Origin of the sequence: Rhizocola hellebori, from assembly GCF_016862955.1 — a bacterium.
GTDB classification, from domain to species: domain Bacteria; phylum Actinomycetota; class Actinomycetes; order Mycobacteriales; family Micromonosporaceae; genus Rhizocola; species Rhizocola hellebori.
In genome coordinates, this window is sequence record NZ_BONY01000132.1 from 1 (window position 1) to 19,974 (window position 19,974).

Here is a 19,974-nt window from a genome sequence, read left to right on the forward strand (position 1 = left end):
ACTAAGGGAGAACTTCAAGGCGGGCGGGAGCTTGCGGCGAGGGACCACGACGCAGTGGCGTAGAGAAGGCAATCAGTGGCCGGCGGAGTCGTAGCGGAGTAGGCCGCGGCGGAAGATGGCGCGGGCCAGCCAGAGGCAGTAGAGGGCGACCAGCGGGGTCAGCAGGCCCATCCACGAGTAGCTTTTGCCCAGCAGCCAGGCCACCGGGAAATAGGTGACAAAGGCGAAGGGCACCAGCACGGTGAAAGCCGCTCGCACCGCCAAACCGTAAATCGTGATGGGGTAGCGGACCATGTCTTCGACATTGTGCATGGCGATGGCGAAAAACGGGTGTGGGCCTGGGATCCAGAAGGTGATGAGGTTGAACATGGTGATGAGCGATAGGTGAATCGCGGCCGCGCTGAGGAAGAGGATCAGTGCGATCAGGATGGTGGCGCCGGACCAGGCTACCTCGACGTGAGTCAGGGCCCAGCCGACCATCGCGCCGCCGATGAGCAGGTCGCCGAAGCCGTGTAGGCCAATCATGCTGCCCATCACCTGGGCGGGCACCGCGGCCGGGCGGACCAGAGGATAGTCCAGCTGGCCCTGATTGACGCGCCAGGACAGGTTCCACATCCCCTCCAGGAACAGCGGGGAAAGTCCGGCGATGATGGCGTACAGGCCGCTGATGAGAACGCATTCGGCGTAGCTGAAGCCATTGATGGCCGGGACGTGGCTGAAGACGGCGCTCAGGAAAAGCAAGTTGAGCACCTGGAAGAGCACTCCGGCCACCACCATGATCCAGAAGTCGGCCTCATACTCCAATGTGGATCGAAGGTGCGCGCCCAGAATCCGGAAGTAAATGCGGAGGTTTCGCATGTCAGCCGCCATGGATGGTCAGGGCGCGCAGGGCGCCGCGCCAGATGAAACGGGCGGCATACCACAAGCCTGCTACCCAGCCCGCCTGGATGGCAATCAGTTGCCAGGCTTGCGTTCCCGTGACCTGGCCGAGGTAGAGCGCCGCCGGGGTGGCCGTGATGCTCGCGAAGGGAAGCACGGCCGCGGTGGCGGCGAGCCAGGAAGGCAGCATCGCCAACGGAACCAGGGCACCGGAGAAGAGAGTGACCACAGCCTGTTTGGCCCACGAGATGCCCATGAAGTTGTGTGTCCAGAAGCAAAGCATGCAAATGAGATAGGTGATGACAAACTTCAGCGGCACCACCATCAGAAAGCTCAGCAGGAAGAGACCGGCCTGCGCCGGGGAGGCGGGAAGCGGGACGCCACCGGCGAAGGCGGCCACCGCGGTGACCGCGACGCCGATCGCGGCCAGCTCGACAACCAGCCCGCCGGCGTGCTCGGCGAAGCGGGCGCCTTGATAGTCAATGGGTTTGGTGAGGTCGGTGGCGACCTCACCCCACAGGATGCGATCGGCCATCCGCCAATCGCCTGAAGCGCTCCCGATCGCGCCGGTTGCCCAGCCGATGAGAAGGTAGGCCTTCATCGTTTCCCAGTCGTAGCCTGCGATCGGGCCCTGGGCGAGCAGGGCGCTCCACACCGCGAGCGAGGCCACCAGATAGGCGCCACCGCCGATCCAGCCCAGCACCGTGCTGAGGCGATAGGACATCAGCCTGCGCACGGACATCCGCAGCAGGGCATAGTAGGGCCTCATCGCAGCAGCTCGCCCGCATAGACCTTGCGGACCACATCTTCGATCGCGGGCTCGTCGAGGTGCAGCTCGCCGACTTCGGCGACCGCGAGCACGGCCGAGACGATCTGACCGGCCGTGAACTGGAAGCGGTCGAAGGTGATGGTGACTTCGTGGGCGCTGGATCCGGCCGCCACTTCGGTGAGCGGAAGCAGGTCTGCGATCTTCTCGATGACGGCCTCGTCGACAAAGCCGAGATGTACATGCATCCGTCTGGTACGGGCGAAGCTGTCCTTCATCGCGATCAGAGGGCCATCGAAAATCTTTCGACCCTCGTCGATGATGATGATCCGTTCGCAGACGTCCTCGATGTCACCCAGGTCGTGGGTGGTCAGCATCAGCGTCGTGCCATCGGCGCGCAGCTCGCGCAGGAAGTCGCGCACGCGGTCCTTTACGGCGATGTCGAGGCCGATCGTGGGCTCATCCAGGTAGACGATCTTCGGCTGATGCAGCAGGGCGGCGGCGAGATCGGCCCGCATCCGCTGTCCCAGCGAGAGTTTGCGCGCCAGCACTCCCAGCAGCTCGCCCAGCCCCAGCACATGGTCGAGGCGCTCCAGCCTTTCCGAATAGAACTGCGGGGACAGGTCGTACATGTCCCGGAGCAACGCCAGCGAGTCGCGCACCGGCAGGTCCCACCAGAGCTGGCTTCGCTGTCCAAAAAGGACGCCGATGTTGCGGGCGTTGGGCACCCGCTGTCGATGTGGGGTAAGGCCGGCCACGGTCACCGAACCGGCCGACGGCACGAGGATTCCGGTCAGCAGCTTGATCGTCGTCGACTTGCCCGCGCCGTTGGGCCCGACATAGGCGACCGCCTCGCCCGCCGCTATGGACAGGTCGATCCCATCCACGGCCCTGTACTCCGAGAACCGTCGCTGAAACAGATGTTTCACCGACCCGCGAAGGCCCGGATCCTTCTGCGGGCGACGGAATACCTTCGTCAGCCCTTGGGCCTCCACCAATGCCATGCGGCTAGCGTTGCTTGACCGGCAATTCCCGGTCAACCGAGTTTCCTACTGCTGCATCGCCATTTGGAAGAAGGTGACGCTGCCGGTGGCCACGGCCGTCGACGAACACTGGGAGTGGCTGCGCAGTATCGCTTTGAGGGGTGTCGGCATGTTGGGTTTGAGGATGAGGTATTCGCCGGGTCGCTGCGGATCGACTATAGCCACCTTTGAGTTTGGAAGATCGTCGATGACGTCGATCTGCGCCTCGAAGTGGCCCTTGGTGTCGGTGTTCACCACGGCGATCCACGCGCCGTCCAAGTAGACCTCGACCTGGGCCGGGGCGGTGCACGGCCAATTTTCTCCGACGACAGAGAAGCCCAATCCGTAGGAGATCGGGGAGGCGGGGCTGGTCGCCACGGTCGGTTGTGGCCCGGGCGGAGCGGACGGCGCATCGGTGGTCACCGAAACCGCGTTGCTCGGCTGCGAGCTGGCGCCCGCGTGGTTGACGGCCAGCACACTGAAAACGTAGGTGGTCTTAGGCGTCAGGCCGGTGACGGTGAAGGAGGCGCTCATGGCTGTGCCGATCTCCGCTGCGCCTTTGAAGATGCGGTAGTGGCTCAGGCCACCTGTGCCTGCGCTGGCCGGAGGCTGCCAGCCGAGCTTGGCGGTGTTGTGTGTCTTGCCGATCGATGCCAGGGAGCGTGGCGACGAAGGTGCGACAACGCCTGGGGCCATCGAGGTGGCCTGGACCGGCGGCATCGAGGGCTCCGGCGTGGGGCTCTCGGAGGGTTCGAGCGATGGCGATGGGCTGGTGTCCGGCGAGCTGGTCGGGTATCCGGTCGTCACGTTGCGGGGAAGGGTCCCCGCGTAGGGCTCCTTGGTGGCGTTGTCATAGAGGACTACGGCGACAGCGGCGAGCGCGACGAGCACACTGGCCACCGCGGCCACCAGCCAGCGCCTTCCGGAACGGCGAGCCCTGGGCGTGGTGGCCCGCTCCGGCGGGATGGGAACCGACGGCGGAAGCGCCAGAGTGTCGAGGGTTTGCTCAGCCATCACCTCATAGACCGGGACGATGGGCTCGCTCGGACCTTCGAGCACATTGGACAGCGAGCTGCGCGCCTGACCCCAGAGGTGGATCGCGGTTTGAAGGTTGGGCTTGAGGCTTTCCTTGCGGCTGTAGTAGACGATGACCGGGAGGACGACCGTGTCCCAAGAGTTGATGGGCAGTGACGCTCCGTTGCGGATCGCCGTCCAGACCGAGCTGAAATCCTTGTCGTCAAGGTAGATGCCGCTGAGTTGTGGATCAGGTTCCTGCCAGGTCTCGCGCAGTCGCTCGGCGATGTCCGCGTGGATCCGGGCGGCAGCCCGATCGGAGGTCAGATCGGCTAGGAAGGTCCCCAGTCTCTTGATGAGATCCCTGGTGGACAAGGGATCGACCACGTGTGCCTCCTGAACAGCTCGCCAAAGTCGATATTCGCGCCGGGCTGATTCCCCGTTCCGCCATCCGGCTAACGTAAGAACGTGCCGATAACGACTGAGCTGCGAGAAGCCGCTGCGAGGCTGGCGCAAGCCGGCCTGCCTACGCCACGTGCCGACGCTGAGCTGCTCGCGGCCTTTGTCTTGGGGGTACCGAGAAGTCGCCTGCTTTCGATCGATGACCTTACCCCGTCTCAGCGCTCCCGTTGGCTTGAGTTGATCTCGAAACGCGCTCGCCGAGTGCCGTTACAGCACCTCACAGGGACAGCGCCGTTCCTCGATCTCGACCTAAAAATTGGTCCAGGGGTTTTCGTCCCCCGCCCCGAAACCGAGTTGTTGGCACGCTGGGGGATTGGCGTGCTTGCGGACAGTGACCGGCCCGTGGTGGTGGACCTGTGTAGCGGCTCCGGCGCGCTGGCGCTTGCCGTCGCCTCGGAGCGCCCCAAGGCCCGGGTCTACGCCGTCGAGCGCAGCGAGGAGGCGTTGAAGTGGTTGTGGCTCAACGTCTCCGGCACCCCGGTCGAGGTGGTGGCGGGCGACATTCGTGATGTTGAGCTGCCCAGCGGGGTCGACCTGGTCCTCAGCAACCCGCCCTACGTGCCCGCCGGCACCCAGGTCGCGCCGGAGGTGCTCGCCGACCCGCCGGAGGCGGTCTTCGCCGGAGAAGATGGTCTTGATCTGATCCCGGCGGTGATCGATCGCGCGGCGCAGATCCTGCGACCCGGCGGCCGCCTCGGCTTCGAGCACGACGACTCCCACGTCGACCTGGCCCACCTGCTGGAACGCTGGTTCGAGTCGATTGAGTCACACTCCGACCTAGCCGAGCGCCCCCGCTTCACGACCGCCATCAGGAAGGCATGACACACTGGCTCGCTGTGAGGCTGTTTGATTGTCGCAACATCGAGGAACGCGACCGGGGCATCAAGGCTGCCATCGATGCAGTTGGCAGCGGCGACCTGGTTGTTCTCCCCACCGACACCGTCTATGGCATCGGCGCGGATGCCTTCAAGGCCTGGTCGGTGACGAACCTGCTCAATGCCAAGGGCCGGGACAGGCAGATGCCGCCCCCGGTTCTGGTCGGCTCGCGGCACACCCTTGACGGCCTCGTGACCCGGATGCCTCCGGCCGCCCGCGACCTGGTCGCCGCGTTCTGGCCGGGAGCGCTGACGATCGTGGTGGAGCAGGCGCCCAGCCTCCAATGGGATCTTGGTGACACCGGCGGCACGGTCGCTGTCCGGATGCCGCTGCACCCGGTCGCGCTGGAGGTGTTGCGTGCGACGGGGCCGATGGCGGTCTCGTCGGCGAACCTGACCGGCCAGCCGCCCGCGATCACCGCCGAGCAGGCCCGCGATCAGCTCAGCTACAAGGTCAGCGTTTACCTCGAGGCGGGCGAGTGCCCGAGCCCGGTACCCTCGACGATTGTCGATGTCACGGCCGACCGGCCGCGCCTGCTGCGCGCCGGGGCGATCACCGTGGAGCAGCTGCGCGAGGTGGTTGGCGAAGTGGACGGGGCGGACAGCTGATGCCTCCATTTACGATTCTACATGTATGCATGGGCAACATCTGCCGCTCGCCGATGGCCGAGCGTCTTTTCCGCCAGGCCCTGGGCGATCAGGTCCTCTCCCACAGCGCCGGGACGGGCGGCTGGCACGAGGGTGAGGAAATGAACCCGCCGGCGGCCCGCCAGGTCCGGGCGCGGGGCGCCGATCCCGAGGGGTTCAGCGCACGCAAGCTGCGGGCCGATGAGATCGACTCGGCCGACCTGATCCTCACCGCGACCGCCGATCAGTTCGACTACGTGACGGCGCTGCGCCCGGATTCGGCCGAGCGCACCTTCGTGCTCGGCGAGTTCGGCCGGCTGCTCAAGGGTGTCGATGCGAGCACCCTGCCCGCCGGCGATGTCTACGAGCGCGGCGTCGCCCTGGTGCGCGCCGTTTCGGTGCTCCGCGCCGGGCACCCGGCCTCTCCGCAGGATGATCTGGATGATCCGTGGGGCCGTGGCGATCAGGTCTTCAGCAGGGTGGCCGACGAAATCTTGGCTACCGTTGAGCCTTTCGCCGCCCTCCTGTTGGAAAAGTGATGCAAGACAAACTCCGCTTCGTTCCTTTCATGCTCGCCTCCAGCGCCGTTCTGGCCGCCGTGGCGGCGCTCGTCGGCCTGATTTTCAAGGGCGGTCCGGGCGCTGCAGGCGCCGCTGCCGGGGTCGCGCTGATGGCCGCCCTGTTCATCGGCTCCACCGTGTTCATCATCTGGGTCGAGAGTGTGAGCAGGCAAAAGATGCTCGTGGGCGGCCTGATCGCTTACGGCGTCAAGCTCTGGATCCTTTTCGTTGTCCTGCACGGTGTATCCGGCGCGGGCTGGGCAGGCTTCGTGCCGATGGTCTTCGGCGTGGCCGCCGGAGTGCTCGGCTGGATCATCGCCTACGCCTGGTGGCTATGGCACGCGAAGATCCTCTACGTCGAGCCCTAGTGCCGGAAGCTGGCGCACGGATCTTTCACCACACCGCTGGTCTCCGTGTCGCTTTCGGAGGCACCGCGCGAATCGCGGGTCCAGTCGACGACGGTGCGAAAGACACCCGAGCCGCACTTGAGTTCGACAGTGCGTGATTGATGCTCAAAGGCTCCGGCGTTGGTGTCCAAACCGCGAATAGTAAATGTCTTGTTGGTGGCGGTGTGCCATTGGTCACCGTCCTTCTTGTCCAGCTTGATCTTGAGGGTTAACGGCTCCGCTCCAGGCTTGTCGCAGTTGAATCGCACGTTTCCGACGATAATGTCCCTATCCTCGGCCTTCTTGGGGCCGTCGACAAGAACCTCGCAATGCACGGGTCGCTGGCTGCCCGTGCGGTTCGTGCCACATTCCGCAGCCGTTGTCATGAGCAGTACAAAGGGCAAAAGTAGAGTCAGCTTGCGCATAGCCGCCCACCGTTGAGGGGTTCGAGAAGGGGTCCCTTAATGAGAGCGGCTCGGGGCGCTTAAATCAACATCGATCTCGTGAGCGGCTGGGGTCGCGTGAAGACCTCACTCTTGAGGCTGATATTGTTCGCCCCGTCATGGCCGGTAACCAGCCTTCTAAGCCCCCGAACCCCTCGGGAGCCAATGATGGCTGGACGGTGGTCGGATACCTGCTATCCGGAATCATCGTCTGGGGCGGCATCGGTTGGCTGATCGACCGGTGGCTGCACTTGAACGGGATCCCGATAGCGATAGGGACGATCCTCGGAGCGGGCCTGGGCACTTACATAGTGCTCAAACGTTTTGGCAGCACTTGACGACCTGAGAGTGAGGGGCACGGTGAGCAGCACGGCTCTCGTCCTTAGCAGCGGGGACATCCCCTGGCCGCCGAGTATCGACGATTTCTACCTGCCCGATCTCACCGGTGGTCACGGTGTATTGCTCACCAAGTTCACAGCCATGGTGTGGCTCGCGGTAGCCATCATCCTCGTCTTCTTCCTGGTTGCGTACCGCAATCCGAAGATGGTGCCGAGCAAGGCCCAGTGGCTGGCCGAGTCGATCTACGGCTTCAACCGTGACGGGATCGCCAAGGAGATCATCGGTCACGACGGGCTGCGCTTCGCGCCCTATCTGGCCACGCTTTTCTGCTTCATCGCGGTCACCAACATCTTCGCGATCATTCCGCTGCTCCAGATTTCGCCGAACTCGCACATCGCGTTCCCGATTCTGTTGGCGCTGATCACATACGTGCTCTACATCTACTGGGGCATCAAGAAGCACGGCTTCGGTCACTTCATGAAGATGAGCCTCGTCCCGCCCAACGTTCCGGGCTGGCTGCTGCCGCTCCTGATCCTCATCGAGGGCCTGCAGAACTTCATCCTGCGGCCGTTCACGCTCTCGCTGCGGTTGTTCGCCAACATGTTCGCGGGCCACATGATGCTGCTGGTGTTCACGCTCGGCGGCTTCGTCATGCTCAACGCGAATACGTTGCTGTTCCCGGTGTCGCTGCTTTCGTGGGCCCTGGCCATCGGCCTGACCCTCTTCGAGGCGCTGATCTGTCTTCTGCAGGCCTACGTCTTCGTCTTGCTGACAAGCAGCTACCTGCAAACCTCGCTGGCTGAAGAGCACTGATACTTCGTTAAACGATCAAACTGTCGCGTGAAGATCACGCGACATAACCTGAGGAGAAATCACATGTACGGAAGCTTGGCGGCCATCGGCTACGGTCTGGCGGCTATCGGCCCCGGCATCGGCGTTGGCATCATCTTCGCTTCTTACATTCAGTCCACCGCGCGTCAGCCGGAGACCGCCGGTCTCAACCGGCCGAACCTGTTCCTGGGCATGGCGGTCGTCGAGGCGCTCGCTCTGTTCGGCATCGCGTTCGGCTTCCTGTGGCAGGGCACTAACCCGAACTAGTCAGCGGCACTTTTGGCTTACCGGGAGGAATCCATGGCCTACCTAGCCTTCTTCGCCCCTGAGGGCGAGGGTGCTACCGAGCACAACCCCATCGTGCCGATCTGGCAGGAGATGCTGATCGGCGCGGTCGCCTTCGGCGTGCTCTGCTTCATCCTGATGAAGTTCGTCTTCCCGAGGATGAACCAGATGTTCGAGGCTCGCGTCGACGCGATCGAGGGCGGCATCGCCCGCGCCGAGAAGGCGCAGGCCGAGGCGCAGCAGGTGCTTTCGCAGTACAAGGCACAGCTGGCCGAGGCCCGCACCGAGGCCGCTCGCATCCGTGACGAGGCCCGTGCCGACGCCGAGGGCATCCGCCAGGATGTTCTGGCCAAGGCGCGCGAGGAGTCCGAACGCATCGTCGCCGCGGGCAAGGAGCAGTTGGCCGGCGAGCGCCAGTCCATCGTCCGCGAGCTGCGTCTGGAAATGGGCACCCTCGCGGTCAACCTGGCCGAGCGGATCGTCGGAGAGTCTCTCGCCGACGAGGCGCGGCGCAAGGGGACCGTGGACCGCTTCCTCGCCGAGATCGAAACCGCCGGAGCGAAGTAATGCAGGCAGCCAGCCGCGAGTCGTACTACGCCGCCCGCGCGGCGCTCGGGTCGCCGAGCATTGAGGCGGGCGAGCAGATTCTCGCCTTTGCCGATCTGCTCGCGCGTGAGCCTCGGCTGAGGCGCGCGTTGGCCGACCCGTCCCGCAAGGGCGACGAGCGAGCCGAGCTTGCTCGGAACCTGTTGGCCGGCAAGGTGAGCGACGCGGCGATCGGTCCAATCGGGGCACTCGCCGCCGGCCGCTGGTCGGCCCCGTCGGAGCTGCTCGAAGCAACCGAGCGGCTCGGCGTGGACGCGCTGCTCGCTGCCGCGCAGAGCTCAGGCGATCTGGTGGAAGCCGAAGACGAGCTCTTCCGCTTCGGGCAGATCGTTTCCGGTGACCCGAAGCTCACGGCCGTGGTCGGCGACTCCTCCGTCGACCCGGCACGCCGTGTGGTCGTGGTGCGTGAGCTGCTGGAAGGCAAGACCAAGCCGGTCACGGTGAAGCTTGCCGAGCTGGCCGTGCGCGGTTTTGGCGGCCGTAACTTCGCAGCGGGTCTCACGCGGCTGGTGGAGCTGGTCGCGGAGCGCCGCGAAGCGGAGATCGCCTTCGTCACCGTGGCGGAGCCGATCGACGAGGCCTCCGAAAACAGGCTCGCTTCATCCCTGGCCAACATCTATGGGCGCCAGGTGTCGCTGAAGATCATCGTCAACCCGGCGGTGCTCGGCGGCATGAGCGTCCGGGTGGGGTCCGACCTGTACGACGGCACGGTCGCCCGGCGACTGGCCGATGTCCGTAATGCTCTAGCTTCGCGATAACGAACAGATAGGAAACTGACGATGGCCGAGCTGACCATCTCGACTGACGAGATCAGAGGAGCGCTGGAGCGCTTCGTCTCCTCGTATTCGCCCGAGATCTCCCGCGAGGAGGTCGGCGTCGTCACCGAGGCAGGTGACGGTATCGCCAAGGTAGAGGGCCTGCCTTCGACCATGGCCAACGAGCTTCTCGAGTTCGCTGACGGCACCCTAGGGGTGGCGCTGAACCTCGACGTGCGCGAGATCGGTGTCGTCGTCCTGGGCCCGTTCGAAGGCATCGAGGAGGGACAGGTCGTCAAGCGGACCGGCCGCGTGCTGTCGGTACCGGTGGGCGACGCCTTCCTGGGCCGCGTGGTGAACCCGCTCGGAGAGCCGATCGACGCCCTCGGCGAGGTCGCCAACGAAGGTTTCCGCGAGCTGGAGCTTCAGGCGCCCAACGTGATGGCGCGTAAGAGCGTGCACGAGCCGCTGGAGACCGGCATCAAGGCCATCGACTCGATGACCCCGATCGGCCGTGGCCAGCGCCAGCTGATCATCGGTGACCGCAAGACGGGCAAGACCTCGGTCGCCCTCGACGCGATCATCAACCAGCGTGACAACTGGAAGTCCGGCGACCCGAAGAAGCAGGTTCGCTGCATCTATGTCGCGATTGGACAGAAGGCTTCCACCATCGCTTCGATCAAGGGCACGCTCGAGGCCACCGGCGCGATGGAGTACACCACCATCGTCGCGTCGCCCGCCTCGGACCCGGCCGGCTTCAAGTACCTCGCGCCCTACGCCGGATCGGCGATCGGGCAGCACTGGATGTACGCCGGCAAGCACGTGCTCATCGTCTTCGATGACCTCACCAAGCAGGCCGAGGCGTACCGCGCCGTTTCGCTGCTGCTGCGCCGCCCGCCGGGTCGTGAGGCCTACCCGGGTGACGTTTTCTACTTGCACTCGCGTCTGCTGGAGCGCTGCGCGAAGCTCTCCGACGAGCTGGGCGCGGGCTCGATGACCGGTCTGCCGATCATCGAGACCAAGGCCGGTGACATCGCGGCCTTCATCCCCACCAACGTCATCTCCATCACCGACGGCCAGATCTTCCTTGAAGAGGGTCTGTTCAACTCCGGTGTCCGCCCGGCCATCAACGTGGGAACTTCGGTCTCCCGTGTCGGTGGCGCCGCCCAGCCGAAGCCGATGCGCAAGGTCGCCGGCCGTCTGCGTCTGGACCTGGCTCAGTTCCGTGAGCTGGAGGCGTTCGCCGCCTTCGCCTCCGACCTGGACCGCACGTCGCAGGCCCAGCTGGCCAAGGGCGTGCGCCTGGTCGAGCTGCTCAAGCAGCAGAACAACGCCCCCGTTGCGGCTGCTGAGCAGACTGTGGCGATCTGGTCGGGTACAGAGTCGAAGCTCGACGACGTCCCGGTCGGCGACATCCGCCGCTTCGAGTCCGAGTTCCTCGGCTACCTGCGCCACTCGCACAAGGCCACGATCGACTCGATCCAGGCCGGCAACTGGGACGACGACATCGTCGCCACGCTCGACGCCGCCATCGCCAAGTTCAAGCAGATGTTCCTCGCGGGCGAGGAAGTGCATGTGGTGAACGAGGCCCCGGCGAGCCCGCTCGAGGGTGAAGAGGTTGTCGAGAAGGTGTCCCGCGTCGTACCCAAGAAAAAGAAGAAGTAGCTATGGCCGGATCGGTTAGGGTCCTTCGCCGCCGGATCAAGACGACCCGGTCGACGAAGAAGATCACTAAGGCCATGGAGCTGGTGGCTACCAGCCGCATCGCCAAGGCTCAGGAGCGCGTGAACGCGTCGCTGCCCTACGCCGAGGCGATAACCGGTGTGCTGACGGCGCTGGCGACCAATACCAATGCCAAGCACCCGCTGCTGGTGGCCCGGGAGCCGGAGCATCGCGCGGGCGTGCTGCTCATCACGAGCGACCGGGGCCTGTGCGGTGGGTACAACGTCAACGCGATCCGCACCGCCGAGCAGCTCATCGCACGGTTGAAGACCCAGGGCAAGCAGGTCGCGCTCTACGTGATCGGCCGCAAGGGGGTGGCCTACTACACCTTCCGCGGGCGCGAGCTTGCCGGGCAGTGGAGCGGCTTCTCCGAGCAGCCCCGCTTCGACGACGCGAAGAAGGTCGGCGAGCTGCTCATCGAGGCGTTCGTCAATGGGGCCGACGACAGCATCGACGGTCCCGGCGAGGACGGCATCCTCGGCGTGGACGAGCTGCACATCGTGTACACGCATTTCAAGTCGCTGATGACGCAGGCCCCGGAAACGCGGATCTTCGCGCCGATGCAGGTGGAAGACCGTGAGCTGGCTCCGGGGGAGATCCTGCCGGCTTACGAGTTCGAGCCGAACGCGGAGGAGCTGCTCGACGAGCTGCTACCGAAGTACATCAATACGCGCATCTATGCGGCACTATTGGATTCGGCGGCCAGCGAGTCTGCCTCGCGGCGACGGGCGATGAAGAGCGCCACGGACAACGCGGAAGAAATGATCAAGAAGCTGACACGCGAGATGAACTCGGCTCGTCAGTCCGCGATCACCCAGGAAATCAGTGAGATCGTCGGCGGCGCTAACGCGCTCGCGGCGGCGGGGAGTGAGTGATGACAGCAACGACCGAAACCACAACGGGTGTCGGCCGAGTCGTCCGGGTCATCGGCCCGGTCGTCGACGTGGAGTTCCCGCGTGACGCGATGCCTGAGATCTACAACGCCCTCACGTCGGAGGTGACCCTCAGCGAGGGCACCAAGATGTTGACCCTTGAGGTTTCGCAGCACCTCGGCGACAACGTGGTGCGCGCGATCTCGATGCAGCCGACCGACGGCATGGTGCGCGGTGCGCAGGTGCGCGACACCGGCGCCGGCATCAGCGTGCCGGTGGGCGACGCCACCAAGGGCCACGTCTTCAACGTGCTCGGCGACTGCCTGAACCTGAAAGAGGGCGAGAAGCTCGAGATCAAGGACCGGTGGGAGATCCACCGTAAGCCTCCGGCGTTCGCCGAGCTCGAGCCGAAGACCGAGATGCTGGAGACCGGCGTCAAGGTCATCGACTTGCTGGCCCCCTACGTGAAGGGTGGCAAGATCGGCCTGTTCGGCGGTGCCGGCGTGGGCAAGACGGTGCTCATCCAGGAGATGATCATCCGTGTCGCCCGGAACTTCGGTGGTACCTCCGTTTTCGCCGGCGTGGGTGAGCGGACCCGTGAGGGTAACGACCTGATCCACGAGATGACCGACTCCGGCGTGTTCGGTGACACCGCGCTCGTGTTCGGCCAGATGGACGAGCCGCCGGGAACCCGTCTTCGGGTCGCCCTGTCGGCGCTGACGATGGCCGAGTACTTCCGCGACGTCCAGAAGCAGGAGGTGCTGCTCTTCATCGACAACATCTTCCGCTTCACCCAGGCCGGTTCCGAGGTGTCCACGCTGCTGGGCCGCATGCCGAGCGCCGTGGGTTACCAGCCCAACCTCGCCGACGAGATGGGTGAGCTGCAGGAGCGCATCACCTCGGTGCGTGGCCAGGCCATCACCTCGCTGCAGGCCATCTACGTGCCCGCCGACGACTACACCGACCCGGCGCCGGCCACCACCTTCGCCCACCTTGACGCCACCACCAACCTGGAGCGCAAGGTTTCCGACAAGGGCATCTACCCGGCTGTGGACCCGCTCGCGTCCTCGTCGCGCATTCTCGCGCCCGAGTACGTCGGTGCGGAGCACTTCGCGGTCGCGACCGAGGTCAAGCGAATCCTGCAGAAGTACAACGACCTGCAAGACATCATCGCCATCCTCGGTATGGACGAACTGTCCGAAGAGGACAAGGTGACGGTGGCCCGGGCCCGGCGCATCGAGCGGTTCCTGTCGCAGAACACCTACGCCGCCAAGCAGTTCACCGGTGTCGAGGGTTCGACGGTGCCCGTCAAGGAAACCGTGGAAGCGTTCAAGAAGATCTCTCAGGGCGACTACGACCACGTCCCAGAGCAGGCCTTCTTCATGTGCGGTGGCCTGGAAGACCTGGAGAAGAACTACCGCGAACTCACCAAGTGAGCTAGCGCAGCCCACCTCGCCCGCAAACACGAGCGAGGTGGGCTGCTTGCTTTATCGCCAAAAGCTATGGCATGCAACACCCATACCTGATCAGCAGGGTGATCTGAGCTAGAATCGCTCCCACACCCATCGCCTCTTACAGAGGAGTTTTACGTGGCCAAGACGTTGCAGGTCGATCTTGTGGCCGTCGAGGAGAAGGTCTGGTCCGGCGAGGCCGAAATGCTTGTCGCCCGCACGACCGAAGGCGAGCTGGGTGTGCTGCCGGGCCACGCGCCACTGCTTGGCCAGCTTGCCAATCCGGGCCAGGTTCGGGTGAAGCTGGCCGGGGGCAAAGAGCTTGCCTATGAGGTTTCCGGCGGCTTCCTCTCGGTCACCACAGAGGGCGTAACGGTGCTTGCGGAGAGCGCCGTCGCCGTAGAACGTTAATCCCCGCCCGCGATGAGGCTCCTGGAAACCATCGCTATCGCCCTCATCGCTGTGCTCGTCGTCATGATCGCCCTCTTTGGGCGGCGTGAGCTGTTTACCCGTTCCCTTGGCGCCATCGAGCTATATGTGCGGTTGTACAACCGTCCCGGCGGGCGTGGCTGGTCGCCCGGCTTCGCCCAGTTCCGCGGTGACGAGCTGCGCTGGTTTCGCATCTTCAGCTTCTCGCCCTGGCCGCGTCGCCGTCTGTCGCGCCGCCGCCTGGGCGTGGAGAGCCGGCGTTCACCCACGGCGGATGAGGCTCAACTGGTACCCGCCGAATGGGTTGTCCTTAAATGCCGCACCGATGGTGCGTTTGTCGAGTTGGCGATGCCGCGGCACACCGTCACCGGATTCCTTTCCTGGCTTGAATCGGTGACCCCTTACTCCACCTAGCGGGCGGCCGCCTGGCGGTATTTCGCGATGCTGAGCGGGACAAAGATGATCAGAATGAGCACTGTCCAGCCGATGGCGAGCGGAATCGGGTAATCGCCAGGGATTCCGGGCGGGCGGGTGAGACCCGCGTTGCCCCACAGGTCGCGCAGGGAAAGCACCACCGAGGAAATCGGGTTCCAGTCGGCGATCTTCTGAAGCACCGGCGGCATGTTGTTGGTGGGAACAAAGGCGTTCGACAGGAACGTCAGCGGGAAGAGCCAGATGAAGCCGGCGCTTTGGGCCACCTCAACGGATTTCACCGATAGGCCGATCAGCGCCGAGATCCAGCTCATCGCGTAGGCGAAGGCGAGCAGGATCAGGTAACCGGCCAGGCCCTTCCAGAAGCCGGTGTGAATGCGCCAACCGACGATCAAGCCGGTGATGGACATGATGATGACCACGAGAACGTTGTTGAGAAGGTCCGACGTTGTCCGTCCAATGAGGACGGCCCCTCGTGACATCGGCAGCGACCGGAACCGGTCGACCATGCCCTTCTGGAGATCATCGGCAAGGCCGACAGCGGTGATCGACGCTCCAAACGCGACGGTCTGGACGAAGATGCCGGGCATCAAGAATTCCTTGTAATTGACGCCTGGTACCGGAATCGCGCTGCCGAACACATAAGCGAAAAGCAACACGAACATGATCGGCTGGATGGTCGAGAAGATCAGCAGATCCGGGATCCGCTTGACCTTGATGAGGTTACGTTTGGCGACAACCCATCCGTCATGAAGCGCCATATCCACAGCACTCATGATTTCACCGCGTCCTCGCTAGGCGTGGCGGCCGTGCCAGTGAGCTTCATGAATACGTCGTCGAGGCTGGCGCGGTGGATCCCGATGTCGACCGGCACGATGCCGGCGGAGTCGAACTCGCGCACCGCTTCCAGAAGCGCCCACGACCCGCGGGTGACCGGAGCGACCACCCGGTGCGCCTCGTCGTCGATGGTCGCCTCCTCCGAGCAGACCTTCGTCATAATCTCTTGCGCTATCTGGGCTTCGGCCCGGTTGCCGAGCACGACCTCGAGGCGTTCGCCGCCGACCTCCCGTTTCAGGTCCTCCGGGGTGCCGTGCGCGATGGAGCGACCGTGATCGATGACGACGATGTCGTCGCAGAGCTGATCGGCCTCTTCCAGGTATTGGGTGGTGAGCAGAAGCGTCGCGCCCGCGCGGACGCGTTCGCTGATGACGTCCCACATGCCCAGGCGGCTGCGCGGATCCAGGCCCGTGGTGGGCTCGTCGAGCACGATGACCGGGGGCGAGATGACGAGGGCGCCGGCGAGGTCGAGACGTCTTCGCATCCCGCCGGAGTAGGTCTTCACCGGCCGGTTGGCCGCGTCGGAGAGGTTGAACCGGTCGAGCAGCTCGTCGGCTCGGGCGCGGGCCTGTTTGCGGCCCAGGTGGTAGAGCCGCCCGATCATTTCCAGGTTTTCCATCCCGGTGAGGTATTCGTCGACAGCCGCGTACTGCCCGCTCACCCCGATGGTGCGGCGCACCCTGTCCGGGTGGGCGAGCACATCGATTCCGTTGATGTGGGCCGACCCGCGGTCGGGGCGCAGCAGGGTGGTGAGGATGCGGACGCAGGTCGTCTTTCCCGCCCCGTTCGGGCCGAGCAGGCCCAGCACGGTGCCTTCGGGCACGCTCAGGTCGATCCCATCAAGCGCTTTGACCTCGCCGTAATGCTTGACCAACCCCTCCGCGCGGATTGCGTCTGCCACGCCACCAACCGTAGTCAGGCGGCGCGGTCCTCGCGGAAGATCCGAAGATTATTCCCATCTGTCAGCACGAGTAGCGTGTTTCCGTCGGGATCGGCGGCGAGCAGCACGAGGCTGGTCGGGGTCGCGGCCAGCGCAGCGGGCAGCTCCGCGGCGGTCCACTCGTGTTCTGAGCGTCGCCACAGCCCGCATTTGACGCCACCGCACACGCCGATCTGGGTGTCGGTGATGCCGGTGACCCGCGGTGGTTGCGGCCCCTGGCCATAGTCGATCTCGCCGTTGACCCGCCACTCGCCGTCGAGGAACTCCCAGGTGACGATCCTGTTCCCGCGCCACCCGGCAAGCCATGTGGTCGATCCGGCCTGCAGGCTGCCCTCGCCCGCTATGGGCTGGGGTCGCCACGTCTGGCCGTCGGCGCTCGCAGCTAGGAAGGGTGCATCCTTGCCGCCCGAGCGCTCCTCGCCCAGCAGCAGCACCCGGTCGCCGAAGCTGACCGCGCCGTTGCCCTGCCGCTTGAGCGTGGCGGTGGAGGCGAGCGCCGGATCCTCCGGCAGCCGCTTCCACGTCTTGCCTTCCGGGCTGACCCAGACCGCCGGCCCGGCCCGGCCCGAGGCGTGCAGCCAGTTGCCGACCATCACGTAGCCGCTGTCGGAGGCGACCATCTGCTCCACGCCGATCGCCGAGCCGCCGCCGAACATCTCGAAGTCTTCGAGCGGATTCTGGACCAGCTCATCGCCGCCCTGGGCGAGCCAGGTGGTGATGCGCAGGTTGCCATGGGCGCCGCCGGAGGCCCCACCCAGCGCGGCGAACTCGTTCCCACGACACGCCACCTGGCGCAGGATCGCCCGCTCGCCGTAGAAGCTGACCGGCTTGGCCGGAATCTCCTGCCACTTGCCGTCGCGCAAGCGCCAGGCGGCCGGGCGGAACGCCGCGCTCTGCTCCTCGTTGGGGGCGACCGAGGGGTCGGCGCCGAGCCGGATCGCGCCCACGGCGAGCCAGGAATCTCCACAGTGGACGATGTCTCGCACCGTGGCGGCCGGGCTCGGCGCCGCCAGCTCCTGCCAGGTCGACGGTTTTTCTGGCGTCGAAGTGCAACCGGCGAGGAGTAGAAGCGTCAAAAGGGGGTAACGGATCATCTGTTGGCCCCGGGAACCCATTTCACATCGGCCGTGCCGTCGGAATTCGCCACGCGAGCCAGGATGAACAGCAGATCAGAGAGGCGATTGAGATATTGTGCGGGAAGCTTGCTCGTGCGATCCGGGTCCACTGCGATCAGCTCGAACGTCGCGCGCTCAGCGCGGCGGGCGATGGTCCGTGCCACATGAAGCAGCGCCGCGCCTGGCGTGCCCCCCGGCAGGATGAACGAATCCAATGTGGACAGCCGCGCGTTGAACTCGTCACAGTAACCCTCCAGGCGCGTGACGTAGTCCTCCGTGACGCGCAGTGGCGGATATTTCGGGTCGGAGGTGATCGGATTGCACAAATCGGCGCCAACGTCGAACAGATCGTTCTGTACTAGAGTCAGAACCTGTCGGACATCGTTAGCTATGTCGCCTAAGGCAAGAGCTACGCCCACCGCGGCGTTGGTCTCGTCCACCCCGGCGTATGCGGCGATCCGAGGGTCTGTCTTGGCCACGCGTTCGCCGTTGCCGAGAGCGGTGGAACCGGCGTCGCCGGTCTTGGTGTAGATGCGAGTGAGGTGAACGGCCATGACTAGCAGCGTACTGATGCACGCTGACACAGCTGAAAAAGAGCCTCCTACGATGACCGATGTGGACGTCATCAAGGTCACCGGTGGAGTGCGGCTCGCCGGGGAGGTCGGCGTCGTTGGCGCCAAGAATTCGGCTCTCAAGCTGATGGCAGTGGCGCTGCTGGCCAGCGGGCAAAGCGAGATCACCAATGTGCCGCGGATCACCGACATTGCGCTGATGGGCGAGGTCCTGCGCCGCCTCGGGGCCACCGTCGACTTCGAGGCCGACGTGGTCCGGGTCGACGTGCCCGAGCGCTTGCATCCCGAGGCCGACTATGACCTGGTCCGGCGGCTGCGCGCCTCGATCTGCGTGCTCGGCCCGCTGCTGGCCCGCTGCGGCGAGGTGCGGGTAGCTCATCCCGGCGGGGACGCCATTGGCTCCCGCGGCCTGGACATGCACGTCAACGGCTTGGCCAAGATGGGCGCGGACATCACCGGCGAGCACGGCTTCGTCGTCGCCTCCGCCCCTTCCGGCCTGCACGGCGCTCGCATCAGCCTCGACTTCCCGAGCGTGGGCGCCACCGAGAACCTGGTCATGGCGGCCGTCCTGGCCCGCGGCACCACGGTCATCGACAACGTGGCCCGCGAGCCGGAGATCGTCGACATCTGCGAGATGCTCAACGCTATGGGCGCCCAGATCGAGGGGGCCGGTAGCGCCGAGCTGACCGTGCACGGCGTCACCTCGCTCAACCCGGTCACCCATGCCACCATCGGCGACCGAATCGTCGCCGGGACCTGGGCCTTTGGTGCGGCCATGACCCAGGGCGACGTGACCGTACTCGGCTGCGACCCGCGCTGGCTCGAGATCGCGCTCGACAAGATTGCCCAAGCCGGCGGCCAGATCGACCACGGCGAGGACAGCTTCCGCGTGCGCATGCCCGACCGCCCACGCGCGGTGGACATCCGCACCCTTCCGTTCCCGGGCTTCGCCACCGACCTGCTCCCGATGGCAATCGGCATGGCCTCAGTCGCCGAGGGCATGTCCATGATCACCGAGAACATCTTCGACGGCCGCTTCATGTTCGCCGAGGAGCTCAAACGCCTGGGCGCAGACATCAAGATCGAAGGCCACCACGCCATGGTCCGTGGCCGCGAACGCCTCTCCTGCGCCGAAGTAACCGCCTCCGACATCCGTGCCGGAGCCGGCCTGGTCATCGCGGGCCTGTGCGGCGACGGCATCACCACGGTCCGCGCCGTCCACCACATCGACCGCGGCTACCCAAACTTCGTCGACGACCTCCGCACCCTGGGCGTAGAAGTCATCCGCGCAGAAACCCCAGCCGACCCGGTCTACACCCTTTAACCCGCCCAATTTCCTTTACGCCGCTGCGTCCTGGTCGGTCGCCGCATGCTCCCGCCCGCCTTGGAGTTCTCCCTTGGCGGCTCCGCGGTGTTGGCGGGCCGCCGGGTGAACTCCTGGGCGGAGGCAACGAAGGCCCGTGCGTGGTCCACCCGGGCGGCTGCGTCGCCAAACCCCGTGCCACCCGTGGCACCTCGCGGCACCGGCGGGCGCACTGCGTTTCTCCGTGGGTTTCTCTGGCCGGCTCGGGCTGCCTGCTGTTCGTGTGGCACCTACATCTCTGCATCAACCGAACGAGGCAGAGATGTAGGTGCTACGGCCCCTCACCGCCGGCGTTGGTGTGCCCGATTTCTCCGCGGGATTGATCGGCAGCGGGAACCGCAGGCTGGGGTGTGTGTTGCTGCGGCCTTTGCACTCATAGGCGCAATTTCAT

At 65.3% G+C, this 19,974-nt stretch carries 23 protein-coding genes; 14 read left to right on the plus strand and 9 right to left on the minus strand.

The features are described 5' to 3' along the window. Positions 1 to 72: 72 nt before the first annotated feature. The 4 genes from Rhe02_RS47190 to Rhe02_RS47205 are packed head-to-tail and all read right to left on the minus strand — an operon-like array spanning position 73 to position 4,068. Positions 73 to 858: an ABC transporter permease gene (locus tag Rhe02_RS47190; RefSeq protein WP_203915121.1), complete on the minus strand. Its 786-nt coding sequence runs from the start codon at positions 856 to 858 to the stop codon at positions 73 to 75. 1 nt (position 859) lies between these two features. Then, a complete protein-coding gene (locus Rhe02_RS47195) occupies positions 860 to 1,648 on the minus strand; it encodes an ABC transporter permease (protein WP_203915122.1) in 789 nt (262 codons plus the stop codon). Beyond that, complete coding sequence (locus tag Rhe02_RS47200) at positions 1,645 to 2,649, minus strand: ABC transporter ATP-binding protein (protein ID WP_203915123.1); 1,005 nt, start codon at positions 2,647 to 2,649, stop codon at positions 1,645 to 1,647. Before Rhe02_RS47200 ends, Rhe02_RS47195 begins: the two co-directional genes overlap by 4 nt. A gap of 45 nt (positions 2,650 to 2,694) precedes the next feature. Next, positions 2,695 to 4,068 (minus strand): fibronectin type III domain-containing protein, encoded by a 1,374-nt coding sequence (locus tag Rhe02_RS47205; RefSeq protein WP_203915124.1) that lies wholly within the window; start codon positions 4,066 to 4,068, stop codon positions 2,695 to 2,697. A gap of 81 nt (positions 4,069 to 4,149) precedes the next feature. Between Rhe02_RS47205 and prmC the strand changes: the two genes are divergently transcribed. The 4 genes from prmC to Rhe02_RS47225 are packed head-to-tail and all read left to right on the plus strand — an operon-like array spanning position 4,150 to position 6,573. Then, on the plus strand, positions 4,150 to 4,965 hold the full coding sequence (gene prmC, locus Rhe02_RS47210; protein WP_239124533.1) for a peptide chain release factor N(5)-glutamine methyltransferase: 816 nt from the start codon (positions 4,150 to 4,152) through the stop codon (positions 4,963 to 4,965). After that, the gene (locus Rhe02_RS47215; protein WP_203915125.1) at positions 4,962 to 5,627 is read left to right on the plus strand and encodes an L-threonylcarbamoyladenylate synthase; all 666 of its coding nucleotides are present in this window, start codon (positions 4,962 to 4,964) and stop codon (positions 5,625 to 5,627) included. Before prmC ends, Rhe02_RS47215 begins: the two co-directional genes overlap by 4 nt. Then, positions 5,627 to 6,184 carry an arsenate reductase/protein-tyrosine-phosphatase family protein gene (locus Rhe02_RS47220; protein ID WP_203915126.1) on the plus strand — a complete coding sequence of 186 codons (558 nt, stop codon included), beginning with the start codon at positions 5,627 to 5,629 and terminating at the stop codon, positions 6,182 to 6,184. Before Rhe02_RS47215 ends, Rhe02_RS47220 begins: the two co-directional genes overlap by 1 nt. After that, a complete protein-coding gene (locus Rhe02_RS47225) occupies positions 6,184 to 6,573 on the plus strand; it encodes a hypothetical protein (RefSeq protein ID WP_203915127.1) in 390 nt (129 codons plus the stop codon). The genes Rhe02_RS47220 and Rhe02_RS47225 overlap by 1 nt, the downstream gene beginning before the upstream one ends. On the opposite strand, the gene Rhe02_RS47230 is transcribed toward Rhe02_RS47225, so the two are convergent. Further along, the gene (locus Rhe02_RS47230) at positions 6,570 to 7,016 is read right to left on the minus strand and encodes a hypothetical protein (protein WP_203915128.1); all 447 of its coding nucleotides are present in this window, start codon (positions 7,014 to 7,016) and stop codon (positions 6,570 to 6,572) included. The two genes, Rhe02_RS47225 and Rhe02_RS47230, sit on opposite strands and share 4 nt — an antisense overlap. Before the next feature lie 378 nt (positions 7,017 to 7,394). Between Rhe02_RS47230 and atpB the strand changes: the two genes are divergently transcribed. From atpB to Rhe02_RS47275, 9 genes are all read left to right on the plus strand, one after another. After that, a complete protein-coding gene (atpB, locus tag Rhe02_RS47235; RefSeq protein WP_203915129.1) occupies positions 7,395 to 8,186 on the plus strand; it encodes a F0F1 ATP synthase subunit A in 792 nt (263 codons plus the stop codon). Between the two features lie 63 nt (positions 8,187 to 8,249). Then, positions 8,250 to 8,471, plus strand: a complete 222-nt coding sequence (gene atpE, locus Rhe02_RS47240; RefSeq protein ID WP_203915130.1) for an ATP synthase F0 subunit C — start codon at positions 8,250 to 8,252, stop codon at positions 8,469 to 8,471. A 33-nt stretch (positions 8,472 to 8,504) separates the two neighbouring features. Next, positions 8,505 to 9,056, plus strand: a complete 552-nt coding sequence (locus Rhe02_RS47245) for a F0F1 ATP synthase subunit B (protein ID WP_203915131.1) — start codon at positions 8,505 to 8,507, stop codon at positions 9,054 to 9,056. Then, positions 9,056 to 9,853, plus strand: coding sequence for a F0F1 ATP synthase subunit delta (locus tag Rhe02_RS47250; RefSeq protein ID WP_203915132.1), 798 nt, complete (start codon positions 9,056 to 9,058; stop codon positions 9,851 to 9,853). Before Rhe02_RS47245 ends, Rhe02_RS47250 begins: the two co-directional genes overlap by 1 nt. Before the next feature lie 21 nt (positions 9,854 to 9,874). Then, positions 9,875 to 11,515 (plus strand): F0F1 ATP synthase subunit alpha, encoded by a 1,641-nt coding sequence (gene atpA, locus Rhe02_RS47255; RefSeq protein ID WP_203915133.1) that lies wholly within the window; start codon positions 9,875 to 9,877, stop codon positions 11,513 to 11,515. A 2-nt stretch (positions 11,516 to 11,517) separates the two neighbouring features. After that, entirely contained in the window at positions 11,518 to 12,447 is a 930-nt protein-coding gene (locus Rhe02_RS47260; RefSeq protein ID WP_203915134.1) for a F0F1 ATP synthase subunit gamma, read from the plus strand. Next, complete coding sequence (gene atpD / locus Rhe02_RS47265) at positions 12,444 to 13,880, plus strand: F0F1 ATP synthase subunit beta (protein ID WP_373320807.1); 1,437 nt, start codon at positions 12,444 to 12,446, stop codon at positions 13,878 to 13,880. Before Rhe02_RS47260 ends, atpD begins: the two co-directional genes overlap by 4 nt. 153 nt (positions 13,881 to 14,033) lie before the next feature. After that, positions 14,034 to 14,306: a F0F1 ATP synthase subunit epsilon gene (locus tag Rhe02_RS47270; RefSeq protein ID WP_203915136.1), complete on the plus strand. Its 273-nt coding sequence runs from the start codon at positions 14,034 to 14,036 to the stop codon at positions 14,304 to 14,306. Between the two features lie 12 nt (positions 14,307 to 14,318). Further along, complete coding sequence (locus Rhe02_RS47275; protein ID WP_203915137.1) at positions 14,319 to 14,738, plus strand: DUF2550 domain-containing protein; 420 nt, start codon at positions 14,319 to 14,321, stop codon at positions 14,736 to 14,738. On the opposite strand, the gene Rhe02_RS47280 is transcribed toward Rhe02_RS47275, so the two are convergent. Genes Rhe02_RS47280 through Rhe02_RS47295 form a run of 4 tightly spaced genes read right to left on the minus strand, consistent with a single transcriptional unit; the run spans position 14,735 to position 18,202 of the window. Further along, positions 14,735 to 15,532 carry an ABC transporter permease gene (locus tag Rhe02_RS47280; RefSeq protein WP_203915138.1) on the minus strand — a complete coding sequence of 266 codons (798 nt, stop codon included), beginning with the start codon at positions 15,530 to 15,532 and terminating at the stop codon, positions 14,735 to 14,737. The two genes, Rhe02_RS47275 and Rhe02_RS47280, sit on opposite strands and share 4 nt — an antisense overlap. Beyond that, positions 15,529 to 16,494, minus strand: coding sequence for an ATP-binding cassette domain-containing protein (locus Rhe02_RS47285; RefSeq protein ID WP_203915139.1), 966 nt, complete (start codon positions 16,492 to 16,494; stop codon positions 15,529 to 15,531). Before Rhe02_RS47285 ends, Rhe02_RS47280 begins: the two co-directional genes overlap by 4 nt. A 14-nt stretch (positions 16,495 to 16,508) precedes the next feature. After that, positions 16,509 to 17,609: a hypothetical protein gene (locus Rhe02_RS47290; RefSeq protein ID WP_203915140.1), complete on the minus strand. Its 1,101-nt coding sequence runs from the start codon at positions 17,607 to 17,609 to the stop codon at positions 16,509 to 16,511. A 14-nt stretch (positions 17,610 to 17,623) separates the two neighbouring features. Then, a complete protein-coding gene (locus tag Rhe02_RS47295) occupies positions 17,624 to 18,202 on the minus strand; it encodes a cob(I)yrinic acid a,c-diamide adenosyltransferase (RefSeq protein WP_203915141.1) in 579 nt (192 codons plus the stop codon). Positions 18,203 to 18,254: 52 nt separating this feature from the next. On the opposite strand from Rhe02_RS47295, the gene murA reads away from it, so the two are divergent. After that, complete coding sequence (gene murA / locus Rhe02_RS47300) at positions 18,255 to 19,544, plus strand: UDP-N-acetylglucosamine 1-carboxyvinyltransferase (RefSeq protein WP_203915142.1); 1,290 nt, start codon at positions 18,255 to 18,257, stop codon at positions 19,542 to 19,544. Positions 19,545 to 19,974 lie beyond the last annotated feature (430 nt).